Here is a 16,274-nt window from a genome sequence, read left to right on the forward strand (position 1 = left end):
CCTTAATTTTTATATTTTCAATTTTTGTAATTGGTATTTTAAAAAGAATACTTATCAAAAAAAAATAAAATAAAAGACTTACTTAAACTAACGGGTGCTTCGTATTATAAGGTTAGCCAGTTTTTACTGGTTGACCTTTTTTTAATAGAATCTATTATATCAGTAGCCAGGGTGGACGTACGGGTGCGTGGGACTTGATCCCGTGAACTAAACTGTCCGCCCCCTACTTGTAGAAACATGTTTGAGGCTGGTTGGGACGTAGATCTCGTATAACAAGCGAAGCTATGACACTACATGGAGGACTAGGGGTACTGGTTAGTAAGTAGAGGAGGGAAAAACAATGAATCCAGTTGTTGGTCTGGATGTGGCAAAAGGAGAGAGTCAAGTTCAGGCATTTTTAGATCAATCAAAACCGTATGGAAAGAGCTTCTCAATAAAGCATACTAGAGAGGAATTAGATCATTTTATTGGATTTCTAAAAGAAGTTGAAGAGGTGGCAGGGCAGATGCCTATGGTCATTTTAGAATCTACAGGGCATTAACATTCTCCTGTTATTCAATTCTTGGAGGAACAAGGAGTTCTATATATCTTACTAAATCCGATTATTTCTTATCAGGCAAAGAAGTCCGGTTTACGAAAGGTAAAAACAGACGCAATCGATGCGTACCAGTTGTGTGTGCTGTATTACAAAGAGGATTTTGAATCTCATAAAATTAGAGGAATTCGGCTTTTAGACCTTCGGAATTTGTCCAGACAACAGGAAATCGTAACGAATATGTATGTGGAAGCTAAACTTCAGTTTCACACCATTTTAGATCAACTGTTTCCTGAATACAGAAAGGTTTTTGGCGATTTATTCTCAAAGGTTTCATTATTGATGTTAAAGGAATACCCTACTTCAGAGGCCGTAATAAAAGCCGGGGAAAGTAAACTAGCAGAGAGTGTAATGGAGTTCTGTCCTAGCCGATCGGGTCAATGGGCGTGGGGAAAAGCCAAAAAAATAATGGACTCCGCATCTCGAAATCCATTTCAAAAAAGCGTGTATGAAAGTCACGTAATCAATCTACGTATGTATATTGAGTTGCTTTTTCATTACCAGGGACACCTCTCTGAGTTGGAAGATCGTATAGTGGCCCTGGCAAATGAACTGGAAGAATATAAGATCATCCAATCGATTCCCGGTATCGGAGAAAAAATCGCAGCCACGATTATCTCTGAAATTGGTGAAATCGATCGGTTTAATCACCCGAAAAAACTAGTTGCCTTCGCTGGAGTAGATCCAAGTGTTCACTCATCAGGTAAGTTTACGGCAACCATTAATCGTATTACTAAAAGGGGTTCGAGCAGACTACGTCATTCTCTGTATCTTGCCGTACTGTGCGGCATAAGAAGTTCAAGGAACAAAAAGCTTAAAGCATTCTATGATAAGAAAAAATCAGAAGGAAAACCTGCCAAAGTTTCAATCGTTGCCTGTATAAATAAGTTGCTTCATTGGATTTATGCTTTATTAAGCAGAAAAGAAACGTTCCTAGATTTAGCCTAATTAACGATTTTGTGAAACAGAGAAAAATCCTTCCAAAAGGGTTTTGGAGGGCTATTTGTCATGAACAAAAATAGTATATCATAAGGGAAATGAAAATTTCAGAGAAAGATATTGACATCCTATTAGCTGGTTTAGTTCTAAGGAACACAAAAATGATTAAACTTTGTTTCAAACCTGCAGCATAGGCGAATAAAACCTCTTGGCCACCAAGGGGTTTTAGGGTTTCTTAAAGAGTGATTATGCCAACTGGATTTGTATATAATATACATTTATCAAGAATCATTTTTTACAACAAAATAATACAAACAAGATATTGAAAAGATTAAAAGTAAAAGAAGAAAATTTATTATAGGGGTCCCTACCCACATTGACATCAATTTAAAGTTATGTAGTACCCCCAGAACGAAATTTTGGACTCGGTCATATGGTAGGACTCCTATTAGAAGTTGTGTTATAGTAAGAATTAATTAAAATTGTAAATGAAAGGGATTTTATTGTGGATTTTAAGGCTATGGTAGGTTGGTTTATAAAAGATAAAACCTCCATTAAAATAATAAATTTCATTCTAAAATCTTTTGACCAAAGGAGGAACTTAAATGTATCGAAAAATTATGATTTTTCTTTCCCTGTATTTTATAAGTGCTTTTATTCTTTATTTTGTAATTGAGAAAACATCTTTTTTATTACCAGCAATCTTCCTTGGAGCATTAGCATCACTAATCTTTTTAATTGGTTATCTTGCTTATTATTATTACACAAAAAAACAACAAAACAATTAATAACAAAATAGTACATCATTCATCCAAATCTTACTTTATTTTACATTAAAGTAAGATTTTTTTAGTTCTTTGATTTATACTATATTAAAAACTAGGAGGCTATTTATGTTTAAAAAAGTATGTATGTCAATGATGACCCTTGTTATGGTAGGTGGTGTTTCTGCTTCTTTTGCTAATGCTGAGACCCCTGAACCAAAAAATGACAAGATCGATGAAGCTAGAGAGTATATCCTAAAAAGTAAGGAGGAAACTATAAATCTTCTTGAAGATTTACAAAAAGTAAATCCTACTTTAGAAAATGTAGAAAAGACAATTGATAAATATTATAAAAAAAACCCAGCTCCAAAAGAAATTATAAAAGATAAAGATTTATCTTTAGAAGATGTGTTTCCAGATCAAGTAGAAGAAATTGAAGGTACACTTAATCTTAATGAGTTTATGAGTGAAAAAGAAAAAGAAGTTACACAGAACGATGAAGATAACTTCATTAAATTTAAACATAACAAAGGTGAAGTTGATGTCTATGTCGGTGAAACTGGTGGTGTATTTATTTTAGAAACGAAAACTATCGATGAAAATAATAACGCTTTATCAAAGTCTTCTAAAATTGGTGCACTTGCTGCTGCCCAAAAAGTGACAAAGAAAGAAAGAACTACTGGGATTGCTTATAACGCATTTGGTGGCAAAATGTTTACTCTATGGGCCCAAGGTTCATTTAATTACAATGGTAAAAGTGTTTCTGTAGCTACTCAAGATGGAGATTATAATAGACATTTCTGGGGATCGACTTTAAATATCACGAAACCTACTTTGGGTAAAGCAAGAAAAGAAGTTGTTGGAAGTCAGACATATTCTGAAGTTTACTCACGCTTGTATTACGAAGCTGTATTTGGAATAAAGTGGGCAGGGGTTACAATGAAATCAGGAACAGTTGAAACATATGTAGGTGGAAGTAAAAGTGGACATTTATATGGATCTGCAAAAAGGATATAAAAAGATTGATAGATTTTAACGGTATAAGAAGCTTAAAAAAGATTTCAATATGATCAAAAACACTGAAAACACTCTGGATGCTTCCAGGGTGTTTTTCGTGTTTTTGATGAAGTTCTTCATTAGTCATTTTGGGGGTCCCGGCAGGAGGTATCCCAAGTAGGGGTGTCATCAGGAAAGTGCGGATTTACAACGCTAAGCATTTTGACACAAGTCTTATGAGACATTTTAAATTCTAATGTAGAAATGAGGTGATTTGATTATGTACCAATAGGCTTTACTCTATTGAGATTATGAAGGTTTCTACTTAAACTAACGGGTGCGGGGGGGTATTCTCTATGCCAGAAAATCATAAAATGCTTTAATTAAAAGAGTGACTATTATAATCAGTTGAAACCTATTTTAGACGAATATCAAATTGATGAGTAATAAAAGGATATAAAGTAGTAGTAAGTGCACTGCCTATAATCAAGGAGGTCATATATTATGAAAGATGTCTTTCAAAAAGAAATTAATGATCTGCTTAATAAAAAAAGAAGAGCTAAAGAAATCGAAAAGAATAAAGAGGCACTAATTGCGGGTAAAGAGGATGAAGCTAATATACATATTCAAATTGGCTGTTTTCGTATAGATTGTTGTTTTTTCCCCATACTAATTGAACGTTGATATAATCCGTTTTATAGGAGGCGTTTAGTTATGTGGGAAAATGTATACGAAGGTTTCAACGATTTAACTAAGTCACAGCAAATGACTTTATTTGAGGCAATAAAACAAGATTTGTTTCTAGAAGAAACTAATAGAATTGATAAATTGCTGGAATCTATACGTGAAGCTCGATTTGCTTCAGGAATAGGTTGCGTTCATTGTGGAAGTACATCTGTAAAACGCAATGGGAAATATCGTACAAGGCAACGCTATTTATGTAAGGATTGCAATAAAACTTTCAATGATATGACTAATACTCCATTTTCAGGCTCAAAACATCCAGAAAAGTGGGTGAAATATATTGAGCTTATGATTGAGGGTGTTACTTTACCCAAGATCGCTAAACGCTTAAAAATACATATTTCCACTGCATTCTATTGGAGACATAAAATCTTGAACGCACTAGGTAGCCTCGGCTTCAAACAATTAGAAGGAATTGTCGAGAGTGATGAAACATTCTTTCGTGAGTCTTTAAAAGGGTGCCGTGTGATCAACCATAGAAAACCAAAAAAAAGAGGAGAAAAAGATAAAAAAAGAGGAATTTCAAATCTTAAGGTTGCCGTAGTAGTGGCTCAAGACCGCAATGGAAATATGATTGCACGTAAAGCAGGTACAGGGCGGGTTAAAGCCGAAGAAATTGATGCAGTGATAGGTGATTTTATTCACCCATCTGCTTTGTTATGCACTGATACCGCTACAAACTATAAAAAATTCGCTAAGATAAAAGGCTTGTTGCACGAGACGATTAATGAACGTCAGAAGCAACGTGTGAAAAAAGGCATCTATCATATACAGCACGTTAATAACTTTCACAACAGACTAAAGGGTTGGATGGAGCGTTTTCAAGGAGTCGGAACATATTATCTGGATAATTACCTTTACTGGTTTCGCTGGCTAGAAATAGGAAAGAATATGGCATTTGATAAACGTGTTGAACAAATGCTTATTTCAGCTTGCCAAAGATCTAATTATCATACTGTTGAGACGCTCAGAAGTTAACCGGCTTTAGGAGTTTGGTGTACTATAAAAACCCAGAGCATTTTATTCTAAGCGTGATAATACAATTGATCCGTTTAATACATTAGAGTCCCCGATTGTTGAATAACGGATACAATTCGACTTATAGCCGGTAACGTTAGATATCGCTGCTGTTAATATCAAGTGAGTAATCATCGGATATATAGTTTGGGATTTTTCCAGGCGAGTTAAATAGACTATTCTTACTGAATATTGTAAATCCAACCTCTTCCATATCGACAAATGTTTCGACTTTATTTATATCAAAATTTTTAAATACTATAGGTCTATTCCATTGTCTTGAGGGAATTAAATCCTGCTCTACAATACCTTTCCCGTGAAAAATGAATACACTTAGTCCATTACTAACTAATTCTTCTGCTAATTCACTAACCAGATTCAATTTCTCTACAGAATCAACTTTGATAATAGCACCATCTGACGAAAACTCATAAAAAGGAATATTATTTTCAATTAAAGTCTTTTTTTCATATCCAAAGATCATTGATTCTAAAACAAAAAAAATAGGTAAACTGAACATTTTTTGAACTAAGGAAATGATAAAATCATTTGGGATATCACTAATCCCTATAGAGATAGAAACAAAGATATCTTTTGGAAAGTCAAAGCTATTAATGATACTTTGGTGTGAGTATTGCACAAAATATTCTTTTTTCAACTTTTAGCCTCCTTCAGGGTCTAATCCTTTTAAACCCTTACTATTACGTTATGCAGCAATTGTCCCCGTTAATGAAAAACCCCTTTATTCTACAATCCGGCCCGTTTGTTGATTAAAATCACTTATATTTTACCGTAAAAATGCAAGTGATTTGTTTTTTTATCCTGAGAGCAACAATCTTTTAGAAAACAGCCAAAATAATTAAGTAACACTTTATTGGGGTAATTTCTTTGTTAGAATCAAAAAATCTAACCAAGTTTGTTTTACCAATTAAGTGTAGAGATCACGGCTATATAATAAGATTCTGCTCTTTAAAGTTATGGTTGGGGTATGTATAATTTTCGGTAGTTTGTCCATACTAATAATAATTTTTCGGTAAAGCATCCGAATTGGTATCAATAGATATATATTCATTATCTATAAGATATTGCAGTTCTGTTTTTTGATAATCTTTAATTTCATCTATATGCACTTTATGCGTTTCTAACAAATCATAAAATGTTTCACTATCTTTCTCTGGGTTATCTAAGTATCCAAGAAGCGATTGGTCTGAAAACAAATAATAAAAAATTGTGTTTAATACATCTTTTTTATAAACATATTTATTTTTTATTAAGCTAGGAAGTTGGTTAAATGCTATTCCACTGGATGATAATGCTAGCATTTCGTGATTAATCTCACCATAATTAACATAGCATTTAAATTGTTGTATTACATATTCTATTTCCGCCAAAATATCTCTACATTTTTCTCTATAGGACGAACCATCAGAAGGAGCTGTAAAAATATAGTCTGACACATCAAAGTCTTCTTTTAAATAAACTTTAAAAAACCATTCAAGTATTTCTTCTAATCTAACATTTTGCTTTTTTAATAATGAATAATATAATGCCATTGAAGCATCTGTTATTGTTTCCCTAATTCCGAAAGTCCTATTATTAAGGTAGTCTCTTTTTGCCTTTAATTGAAGACTTTCTAGAATTGATGTTGTAGATATAGTACTTATAAAGCTAATTCTTCCGTTAATATCAATAAAATCAAATAACCAAATGAAATTATTTAAAATAGTTTCAAAATCCAATTCCTGTTCTAAATAGGTTTGATCATATATTATCTCAAAATCTGTTCCTTTTGATTTATACTCTACTAACGTAGGTGCATCTTTTTGTAGCACAAATTTATACTTAATAGATATACCAACACTATTTTTAAACAGTTCCTCCTCGATGCATTCCTTTCTTCTTTTAGACTTCCACCTAAGCTCATCTGTTACAGAAAATTCTTTTGTATTATGATTATTAATAATTAATTGTAAATAGTTAGTATTTGCTTCTGGGGAATCAATATAATCACTTATCAGCTCATTCATTTCATCTTTTGTTAAAGGTAAACACAACTGCTTTTGATTTGTTCTAGATTCTATAACATATTTATCAAATAATAGCTCTGCATTAGAAGGGCTTCCTAATAGAAAGTGTTTTACCACTGTTTCGTAATGCTTAACAAGTTGTGAATGTGGACATACTTGCTTGATTGAAAATAATTTCTTCGATAGTAGATTAGCAAAAATCTTTTCGTCTATTCGTTTGTTTAAATGAGATTGCTCAAAAAGCTTTAAAAAGTCCTCTTTATATTGCCAGTGTAATGTTTCAACCAATAGTTCAATATTCTCTTCATTAATAATCATGTTCTTCGGAAAAATCCACTTTTCTATCATGTATTGGGTACCAAATAACATGCACGGAAATTTTTAACTGTGTGATTTTAATATCTCAACAGTTTATTATATTGATAAAGGAATAAGAATTTAATCTACTACTAGAATGAAGTAAGTCTCTAAAAGGGGAGTGTTAGTTAAATGATTTATATAAGCGATATCGAAAAGATAATTAATAACACATTGAATGAGCATAATTTGGATATTATTCATGAATTTGACAATAACCTAAGTGCACCTATGAGTTATAACGTATCGACCAATACTATAAAATTCAATTACCTTCAAGTTAACGGTTATAAAGGGAAAATTAGAATTAAAGAGACAGAGGAGGACTTTGTTAAAATTATTCTTTATCGTATGATTGGTTATTATTTGGATTTTAAGAAAAACAAACATGATTTAAGGATTTTAATGTATGGTCACGAAGAAGAAAAAGAAAAGCTAAAATCTGAAATAGAAACTAATGCTTGGGATTATGGGAGAACATTAATACCTGAACAACTATTGGAGTCGTATGATAAAGTTCGTGAATTAGATAAAATGCTAATAAAATAATGTACTCTAAGAAAATGGAGACCCGACTTTAAACTAAAACAAGAAAAAGAAGCCTCCTTGGAGAATCTCTCTGGATCTGACTTTGATTGAGAAAATAAACTGATATCCAATAAGACAAGACCCAGAGAAAGAGGAGTTGTCTTAGAAAGCTTGATGAATAAACAAATAGAAAATCAAGTTCAAAGTTCATCTCATTTTTTAAGAGAAAACATGGAAAAGCCTATCGATTACTTGACTAAAGAAATACACTCGACTGAACATGCTTATTTCTCCTCATTTTAAATCCATAAGTACAAAAAAAGATAGCCGCAGCTAATCTGGAATTGCTTTGAAAATAAGTATTTATTCAATGCTTGTTGTAAAGTTCCTAATGTTTGTGCTTTTCATTTAATCTCATTCTAAGTTTATAATATTCTAACCACTTCAGCTCTTAACCCGGTAATCACAGTGGCACATCCCATTTTCACATTAAAGGCTTCGTTTAATAATGAATCTAAGGGAAAATAGTTGTATTTTGTTAATTAATATTGTGAAGATTTCGACACAAACTTGGCAGGTTAATAGAATAAGGAATATTCTGGTCTAAAGAGAGTAACTCTTAGTATGTGTCTGTTTTCCGAAATGTTGTTGCTATATAACAAATCATCATATTATTTCGTCAGTTAATGAAATAGATTTGTATATATGGTTCACCGTAATTATTGCTGTTGTTATTATAATTGGTTATAAATATTCTAAAGAGAAAAAGGCCTTGCTAAACTAACAAAGACCGTTTATATCGGTCGATTTCTTAGGCACTGTTCATGATTATGTCCTTATTTATTATAAACCAGAGGAAAAAGCTCTCCGGAACCGGACAGCTTTTTTGTTTTATCAAGTATCAACATTTACCAATGTGACTTAAGATAGCCAACAGATAACGAATAGCCTAATAAACCTTTTTAATATGGCTCCATACTTCTTGTAATGACTTCCCGTCAAACATGGATTGTTCTAATAACTCCTCAATCGAATCAAACGATTGCAAATCAGATTGGTAGTCAGATAGATGCCATTGATTGGAATGTTCGTTGACGTGATATATTATATCTTGAAAAGCAAAACCGACCCTTTCTCTCTTATAGACATCTTCTTTTAGCTGTTCATATGAATAGTTCATTTGTTCAAGAGCAAGGTCAGCATACATTCGAACTTCACTATCATCATCATTCTTAAAATTTTCTATCAATGAATGTAGAATTTCATCATCCAATCTATATGTAAGAGAATTCCAAACACTGTTAGCAACCATTCTTCTCACATTTTCGTCGTCATAATGACTTAACGTTAAAAGTTGATTTCCAAACCACTTCAAATCCACATCGCCTTGTGCTAGGTCCGGTATAGCATATATTAATTCATCTATATTATCTTCTTGTATAAACGTTTCAAATTCTTGTTTACTGTATACCCTTACCTCCATTCCCTCACAATCAAATTCCTCATTTTCAAGGTATAGGTTTTTTAGAAATTCTTCAAAGCTGTCTGCGATTTGTATAGTTTGTTCCAAATCAACGTCTACATAAACAATGGGGGGAGCAGAGGTGGCATCGCGGTAATCAAATGCGAGCCAAGTATGACCGTCTCCATTGAATAAAATAAGACCTTCCGGCAGTTCCCATTCTTTTATGTAATAATCATTTTCAAGGATTCCATTCCCGGCACCAATCCCTTTAATGTGTTCCACTATAACAAAAGTTTCACCCCAGACCGTTGGAACAGGAGAAGGGTGAGCATTACAGATAGGCTGCCCCCCATTTTGTTGCTTAAGAATAGCAATGTACGAGTTTGGTAACGTTACATTAAATAATTCTTCTGCTTTTTTTATGATTTCGTCTGTTAATGGTTGTAACATATACTCGTCATTACTTGCTTCCCATATACTTTTTACCAAAAAATTCACCTCATAGATGTTTAATTAATATTAGAATTGCAAGTGGTTGATTCTTTCTTGTACGAACTTTCAATATCATACTACAAAAGAATGATTCCTTATTTTTTATGGCAGTAATCTTTTACGAAAACAGCCTTCATTAACAAGGCTAAACTCATAACGCTCACTTCTATACATTAGATGTATACTGTGAAAAATTGGAGTAAGTTTATGATGGAACCAAAATATTTCCCTTATTGCCAAAAAGAACTTGTTGATGAATCTTTATAATAATACTTTAACAAAGGCTTGTTGCGGCAACCTTTTTCTTATTCACAGGCTCTTTTCGTAAAGATTGTTGTTTTTAAAACAAAACGCTTTAAGGTTGATTGGAGCGGAAGTGCGAGACTCCTGCGGGAGCAGCGGGACAGGTGAGACCCCACAGGCGTTTACGCCGAGGAGGCTCACCGCCCGCCCTGCGGAAAGCGAGCATCTGGAGGGGAAATCAACCACACCGCTTTACTTGGTAAATAGCAACAAAGTATGCGAAAACAGTCTATTCAAAAATCTGGAAAGGTTAGTTGAAGATCATTTTCAATAAAATGACATATATAAGCCATTTCCATACAAAGATGTTGTAATATAAAAGGACAAGTAGGAGGTTGAGAAGATGAAAACTTTTGAATTAAAATCAGGAACAAAAGTAATAATAGATGAAAGTAGAATAGTAATAGAAAGAACAGGTGGAAAAAGTGCGATGAAGGGTTTGCTTGCAGGGCGAGCAATGGGGCAAATGACCATAAAAACGTCAGCAGTGACTGGGTTAATTCACTTTGCTGACTATTTAATGATTTGTGCTTTTGGACTCCCTACTCCCAATGACTTTAAATTGTCCAGCGTGGCAGAGATAAAACAATACCCTAACTGTATTGTGGCAAAAGAAAGTGAATTAGAAGAGTTATATCAATTTCTCAATGGATTTATCAAGTGATGATTCCATAAAAGGCTTACCTTTAAGGTAAGTCTTTTTGTTTTGAGGTTTCCATATAGGAAAATAAAATACAACTGCTTTGGTTTTTGAAAAGGTAATTTACGTTATAGTTCAAATACAATTGGTTGTCATTTGAGCAATTAATAAATCGAAGCTCCTGTTCATGCACAAAGTTGTACAGAAACTGCGCGTGACGGTGAATCGTTCGTTGCATGACGTTACCCACTTTGGTAAACTATGCAGAAGTGCATTTCACTTTGATTGTTAGTATTTACTATCGAGTGGCATAGATAAGATGTATGATCTTACATAAATCAGGGGCTGTAAGCTTTGGGCGCTCCTTTACTGCATTCACTGCAGACTTGTGGAAGTAAGGGGATAAAGGGACAAAACTCATTGCATGATGATACAAAACCTTAACGATTTAAATATGTTTCTAAGAAAAGACCATCTGTTCCCTCATACAGCAGGAGTTGTATGGGGGCTTGTATTTTATCAAGAATTTTCTGTTTAGATGACCATACTGTAATAAAATAAGGAGGAAGCAATGAACAATTATAAATTGACCATTCAATATGATGGCGGGCGCTATAAAGGCTGGCAACGACTCGGTAATAGTGATGATACGATTCAGGGGAAAATAGAAAATGTATTAACGGAAATGGCGGGGGAAAAAATCGAGATCATCGGGTGCAGCAGAACGGATGCCGGTGTACATGCACTTGCTCAAATCGCCAATTTTAAGATTGGTGAAAATCTGACTGAAGCTGAAATCATGAATTATTTGAATAGGTATTTACCAAGAGATATCAGCATTGTCGAGGTCAGGCTAGTTCCTGATCGGTTTCATGCCCGTTATAATGCTAAGGATAAAACCTATTTGTATAAGATCTGGAACGAGCCATACACAAATCCTTTCATGCGCAAATACAGTATGCATGTAGAGAAAAAGCTGGATATCACAAGAATGAAAAAAGCATGTCAACATTTTATAGGTGAACATGATTTCACGGCTTTTTCAAATGCAAAGTCTAAGAAAAAAACCATGGTGCGTGAAATATATTCCATAGATATAGAAGAAGATGCCGGATTTATCCAAATTACAGTGCGAGGCGATGGATTTCTTTATAATATGGTTAGAAAGATTGTCGGGACGTTGATAGAAGTTGGGTTGGGTGAAATAGATGCTGGAAATATACCAAGCATTTTAGAGTCAAAAGAAAGAATCCAAACGGGCCGCATGGCGGAGGCTGCTGGGTTGTACTTGGTAAAGGTTGATTTTTAGACCAAATATTGATGCATCGGTTAACGCATGTAAAGTGTACAGGCAGTAGATAAAGGGAAGTAATAGGGAAGAATGGTAAAGGGGAATAGAACGAAAAAAGGAGAGATTTTCATGAGATTAGCAGGAAAGAAAATAATCAGTCTTGTGCACCATGAATTTGAAGATTTAGAGCTCTGGTATCCGATTTTACGTTTAAAAGAAGAAGGAGCGATTGTTCATCTCGCTGGAGAAAAGGCGAATGAAACGTATATTGGGAAATATGGTGTGCCAGCTATATCTGATTATGAGTATGGCAGTATTAAAGCTGAAGAATATGATGCCATTCTTGTACCGGGCGGATGGGCACCTGACAAAATTCGCCGGTTTCCTGAAGTGATATCACTTATCCAAAGCATGGAAGAAAATAAAAAACCAATCGGGCAAATTTGTCATGCTGGCTGGGTGTTGATCTCCGCTAAAATTTTACAAGGGAAGAATGTAACGAGTACTCCGGGCATTAAAGATGATATGGAAAATGCAGGGGCGACTTGGATAGATAAGCCCGTCGTCGTAGATGATAACCTTGTGTCAAGCAGGCGTCCACCTGATCTACCGGATTATTTAAGGGAATTGATAAACGTGATTGAAAAGAGTTAATCACCATATTCTGAAAAAGTGGTTTTTTCTTCTGGAAAAACCACTTTTATTATTCCTGCCATCCAATTACGCGAATGCGATATATTTAACGGCAATTGATCATGATTCCCGCTGAAAGGCAATGGTTTATACCCTTGATTGATCCTTAATCAAATCTATATACAAATTTCCTTTTGTCCCTACGACAGCATAAGAGATGTCAAAAACAGAAAGGTTCCTTTTTTTGAGCTCAGCCATTAACCATTCGTCATCGTAAGTTTGATTGGATAAATTTTCGTATAGGATCTTCCCATCATAGACCAACTCTATCGGTACAGTTCCAGCTGAGGACAGTAAAGCTATATCCTGCTTGGTGGTATTTTGGTATTGTGTTTTTTTTAATACAGAGAGGGAGCCATTTATCTCTAAAATGGCACACTCCACTTCTTCTAAATTGAAGATATCCTTTCCCCGCAAAGCCTGTTTAAGAGAATCCAGTGAATACCCCATCCGCTGCATTGACTCTTCGTGTATTTTTCCTTTTTGAATTAAGGCAACGGGTTCTCCAGCGATCCATTTTCCGAAGCGCGGATTTCGAACCGCTACAAGATTCAGTATAAAAACGATGGAACCCATAATAATAATTGCAATGATAGGATACAGGAATTTAACTTTAATATTGAATGCTAGATTTCCTGCAAGTGTCCCCATCGTAATAGAAGCGATATAAAGGTGGTAAGTCCTTTGGGAAATCGTCTGTTTACCGAGCAGATGGACAAATACCCATAATAAAATAAAAGCTATAAAGGGTCGAAAGATGATTTCAACAAATTCTTGCATGACTATTTCTCCCTTTTAAAAATCCCGACAGTTCGTAATAGTATGTTCTTACAGTAAGCCCACTATTCTGTAATTTAAAAAGGAAAAAGACAGGAAACTGTCTTTCTATGGGTGAGATAGTTGAAGAAGAATTAAGTTTTTTAGGATTGTGGCCATAATTTAGATATTCCATAAAGGGCGCGATTCTTTAATAAGGATTGCTTTTCTTCCTGAACGAGTGCGTAAGTCAAAAAGAGGTACGGAAACTAATTGAAATTTTTTTGTGATTAATGTGATTAATTATTACAGGTGAAGAAAAAATGACGTATACCAGATTAATTATGAAACGTGCTTCCTTATAAACCAGGCATTCAAGATAAGTGATCTAGGAAGCAAGTAGCATATCGTTACTTGCTTCTTTTTATTTGGTTCTATAAATCGATGGATAAGTTTACTTAGTATCGATTAAGAAATTTCTTCGAATAATAGTATCAAAAATACATCTGTACGGGGGTATGTTTTGAGAAATATTCGGGAAATTTTCATTGACGATTTAAAAAGCATTTATAAAAATTTCTTTGTTTGTATTGTAGTAGTTTTTCTCATGTTCATCCCTTCCATTTATGCGTGGTTTAATATTGTCGCATCTTGGGACCCGTATGCAAATACGGAAGGAATTCTTGTCGGCGTTGCCAATAATGATAAAGGTGCGGAGTTAAATGGCGAAGCCGTGAATATAGGCAAGGAAGTGATAGAGGGGTTAAAGGAGAATAAGGATTTAGGCTGGAGATTCACTTCGGAAAAAGAGGCAAAAGCTAAGGTGAAAAAGGGGGATTATTATGCATCCATCATCATTCCGGAGAACTTTTCCGAACATATTGCGACAATCATGACCGATGTCCCTAAAAAGGCGGAGATTGATTACTATGTAAATGAAAAAATCAATTCCATTGCTCCTAAAATTACGGCAGCGGGTGCGAACAGCATTGTGGACAACGTGAGCAAAACCTTTATCAAATCGGCCAGTGGGAGTATCCTAGCGATCTTTAATGAACTGGGAGTCACCCTGCAAAATGAGTTGCCGACAATTCAAAAAATGAAGAATATGGTGTATTTATTAGAGGGGCAACTGCCTGAGCTTGAACAAAATATCAAAACCGTTCAAACACATGTTAAAAAGGCTGAGGATATCATTAAGAAGGTCAATGATGGATTGGATTCAATAGAAGGAATAACGTCGCAGAAGGACAAATTGGTATCGGACGTATCTAGTTATGTAGATTCAACAAGGCAGGCATTCGAAGGAATCGCTCCCCTCTTGCAAAATGATATCGCGAACATCAGGAGCGATAATGAATCCGTTTTAGTGGTGGCGAACCGGTTAACGGGTCAGGATTTGCCTGATAATGAGTCGAATCAGCTTGTGGAACAAGGGGTAACGAGGATAAATAAAGAGTTGTACCTTTTGGACAGTATGTATAATTTATTGGTGAGAGTCAATCAATTTAATGAGAAAAACTTGCTTCAGCCAGAAATACAGCTAGTTGATGAATTAAGGGATAATACTTCGAACCAACTTCAAGCGCTGAATGACCGAGCCTATGGCAATCTTATAGAACTTGGCAGGAACAATGATCAAGTTTTGACAAGCTTCCAGGAAAGTTATTCAAAGGAATCAAGGCCAAAATTCAATGAAATCTGGAACGAAACGGAATCAATATTGAATAATGTCCAGGTCACAATGGCGGAGGGAACCAAGGTTCTTCCTGAGGTAAGGACGCTGTTGAATGAGACCAATCGAACATTGGAAACACGTACAGGGGATATCGATAAGTTAATGAATAAGTTTCCGGAAATCGAAACGAAAATAAAGGCTCTAGCTTCTAAAATGAGGGAAATCGATAAGTCTTATGATATGGAAGAAGTGATCGATTTCCTAAGAAATGATATTGAACAAGAAAGTGAATTTTTTTCAGAACCGGTGCTGCTCAATAAACACAGTCTCTTTCCGATTCCGAACTATGGATCCGCCATGTCCCCTTTCTTTACGGCCCTTTCCCTTTGGGTCGGCGGTACAATATTGATTTCCATGCTTAGCGTGGGTGTTTCTCAAAAAGTTTACAGCCCGTATCAAATTTATATCGGGAGGTATCTTATATTTTTCATCATTGGGGTAATGCAGGCTCTTAGTGTTTCCATTGGGAATATCATCTTTATCGGTGTTTATGTAGCGGATAAGTTTGAGTACATCCTGTTTTCCGTTCTGATAAGTACAGTATTTACACTCATTGTCTACACCTTCGTTTCCGTTCTTGGAAATGTTGGAAAAGGGATAAGCGTCGTCTTGATGGTCCTTCAAATATCAAGTTCTGGCGGCACTTTCCCCATTCAAGTCACACCGCCCTTTTTTCAACATATTAACCCTTTCTTGCCATTCACCTATGCTGTGGGTTTACTTCGTGAATCCGTTGGGGGAATAACATGGAGCGTAGCTGGCAAGGACATTTTTATCCTGATTATCTTTTTAATAATCACGCTTATATTAGGTATCATTTTGAAAAAGCCACTGCATGCAAGGACACAAAAAATGAAGGATAAGTTGTATGGAAGCAGGATTTTTTAAGGTTATAAAAGTGGATATAAAAATTAGCCTGAACCCTTACA

General features: G+C 34.8%; 13 protein-coding genes and 1 pseudogene. 10 read left to right on the forward strand and 4 right to left on the reverse strand.

Features of this window, described 5'->3' with window-relative positions; translation table 11 throughout:
* Nucleotides 1-340 precede the first annotated feature (340 nt).
* The 5 genes and pseudogenes from JNUCC41_RS15310 to JNUCC41_RS15330 all read left to right on the forward strand — a co-directional run bounded on the left by JNUCC41_RS15310 (nucleotide 341) and on the right by JNUCC41_RS15330 (nucleotide 5,016).
* Nucleotides 341-1,543: pseudogene (locus JNUCC41_RS15310) on the forward strand (IS110 family transposase).
* 596 nt (nucleotides 1,544-2,139) lie between these two features.
* Nucleotides 2,140-2,322: a hypothetical protein gene (locus tag JNUCC41_RS15315; RefSeq protein WP_192203747.1), complete on the forward strand. Its 183-nt coding sequence runs from the start codon at nucleotides 2,140-2,142 to the stop codon at nucleotides 2,320-2,322.
* 105 nt (nucleotides 2,323-2,427) lie between these two features.
* Entirely contained in the window at nucleotides 2,428-3,315 is an 888-nt protein-coding gene (locus JNUCC41_RS15320) for a hypothetical protein (RefSeq protein ID WP_192203748.1), read from the forward strand.
* Between the two features lie 483 nt (nucleotides 3,316-3,798).
* Nucleotides 3,799-3,978, forward strand: coding sequence for a hypothetical protein (locus tag JNUCC41_RS15325; RefSeq protein WP_192203749.1), 180 nt, complete (start codon nucleotides 3,799-3,801; stop codon nucleotides 3,976-3,978).
* 30 nt (nucleotides 3,979-4,008) lie between these two features.
* Complete coding sequence (locus tag JNUCC41_RS15330) at nucleotides 4,009-5,016, forward strand: IS1595 family transposase (protein WP_192203750.1); 1,008 nt, start codon at nucleotides 4,009-4,011, stop codon at nucleotides 5,014-5,016.
* 136 nt (nucleotides 5,017-5,152) lie between these two features.
* On the opposite strand, the gene JNUCC41_RS15335 is transcribed toward JNUCC41_RS15330, so the two are convergent.
* Both JNUCC41_RS15335 and JNUCC41_RS15340 read right to left on the reverse strand, forming a co-directional pair.
* On the reverse strand, nucleotides 5,153-5,713 hold the full coding sequence (locus JNUCC41_RS15335) for a hypothetical protein (protein ID WP_192203751.1): 561 nt from the start codon (nucleotides 5,711-5,713) through the stop codon (nucleotides 5,153-5,155).
* A gap of 358 nt (nucleotides 5,714-6,071) precedes the next feature.
* Entirely contained in the window at nucleotides 6,072-7,430 is a 1,359-nt protein-coding gene (locus tag JNUCC41_RS15340; RefSeq protein WP_192203752.1) for a hypothetical protein, read from the reverse strand.
* A 141-nt stretch (nucleotides 7,431-7,571) separates the two neighbouring features.
* On the opposite strand from JNUCC41_RS15340, the gene JNUCC41_RS15345 reads away from it, so the two are divergent.
* Nucleotides 7,572-7,988, forward strand: coding sequence for a hypothetical protein (locus JNUCC41_RS15345; protein ID WP_192203753.1), 417 nt, complete (start codon nucleotides 7,572-7,574; stop codon nucleotides 7,986-7,988).
* Nucleotides 7,989-8,916: 928 nt separating this feature from the next.
* On the opposite strand, the gene JNUCC41_RS15350 is transcribed toward JNUCC41_RS15345, so the two are convergent.
* Complete coding sequence (locus tag JNUCC41_RS15350; RefSeq protein ID WP_228467340.1) at nucleotides 8,917-9,921, reverse strand: SMI1/KNR4 family protein; 1,005 nt, start codon at nucleotides 9,919-9,921, stop codon at nucleotides 8,917-8,919.
* A gap of 649 nt (nucleotides 9,922-10,570) precedes the next feature.
* Here JNUCC41_RS15350 and JNUCC41_RS15355 point away from each other — a divergent pair.
* From JNUCC41_RS15355 to JNUCC41_RS15365, 3 genes are all read left to right on the forward strand, one after another.
* Complete coding sequence (locus tag JNUCC41_RS15355; RefSeq protein ID WP_192203754.1) at nucleotides 10,571-10,891, forward strand: hypothetical protein; 321 nt, start codon at nucleotides 10,571-10,573, stop codon at nucleotides 10,889-10,891.
* A gap of 547 nt (nucleotides 10,892-11,438) precedes the next feature.
* A complete protein-coding gene (gene truA, locus JNUCC41_RS15360; RefSeq protein ID WP_192203755.1) occupies nucleotides 11,439-12,176 on the forward strand; it encodes a tRNA pseudouridine(38-40) synthase TruA in 738 nt (245 codons plus the stop codon).
* Nucleotides 12,177-12,287: 111 nt separating this feature from the next.
* The gene (locus tag JNUCC41_RS15365; RefSeq protein ID WP_192203756.1) at nucleotides 12,288-12,812 is read left to right on the forward strand and encodes a type 1 glutamine amidotransferase domain-containing protein; all 525 of its coding nucleotides are present in this window, start codon (nucleotides 12,288-12,290) and stop codon (nucleotides 12,810-12,812) included.
* A gap of 126 nt (nucleotides 12,813-12,938) precedes the next feature.
* Here the strand turns inward: JNUCC41_RS15365 and JNUCC41_RS15370 are convergent, their stop codons facing one another.
* Nucleotides 12,939-13,631, reverse strand: a complete 693-nt coding sequence (locus JNUCC41_RS15370; protein ID WP_192203757.1) for a DUF421 domain-containing protein — start codon at nucleotides 13,629-13,631, stop codon at nucleotides 12,939-12,941.
* A gap of 499 nt (nucleotides 13,632-14,130) precedes the next feature.
* Here JNUCC41_RS15370 and JNUCC41_RS15375 point away from each other — a divergent pair, with 499 nt between their 5' ends.
* Nucleotides 14,131-16,233, forward strand: a complete 2,103-nt coding sequence (locus JNUCC41_RS15375) for a YhgE/Pip domain-containing protein (RefSeq protein ID WP_192203758.1) — start codon at nucleotides 14,131-14,133, stop codon at nucleotides 16,231-16,233.
* Nucleotides 16,234-16,274: the final 41 nt, after the last annotated feature.

Origin of the sequence: Brevibacillus sp. JNUCC-41 (assembly GCF_014844095.1) — a bacterium.
GTDB classification, from domain to species: domain Bacteria; phylum Bacillota; class Bacilli; order Bacillales; family DSM-1321; genus Peribacillus; species Peribacillus aracenensis.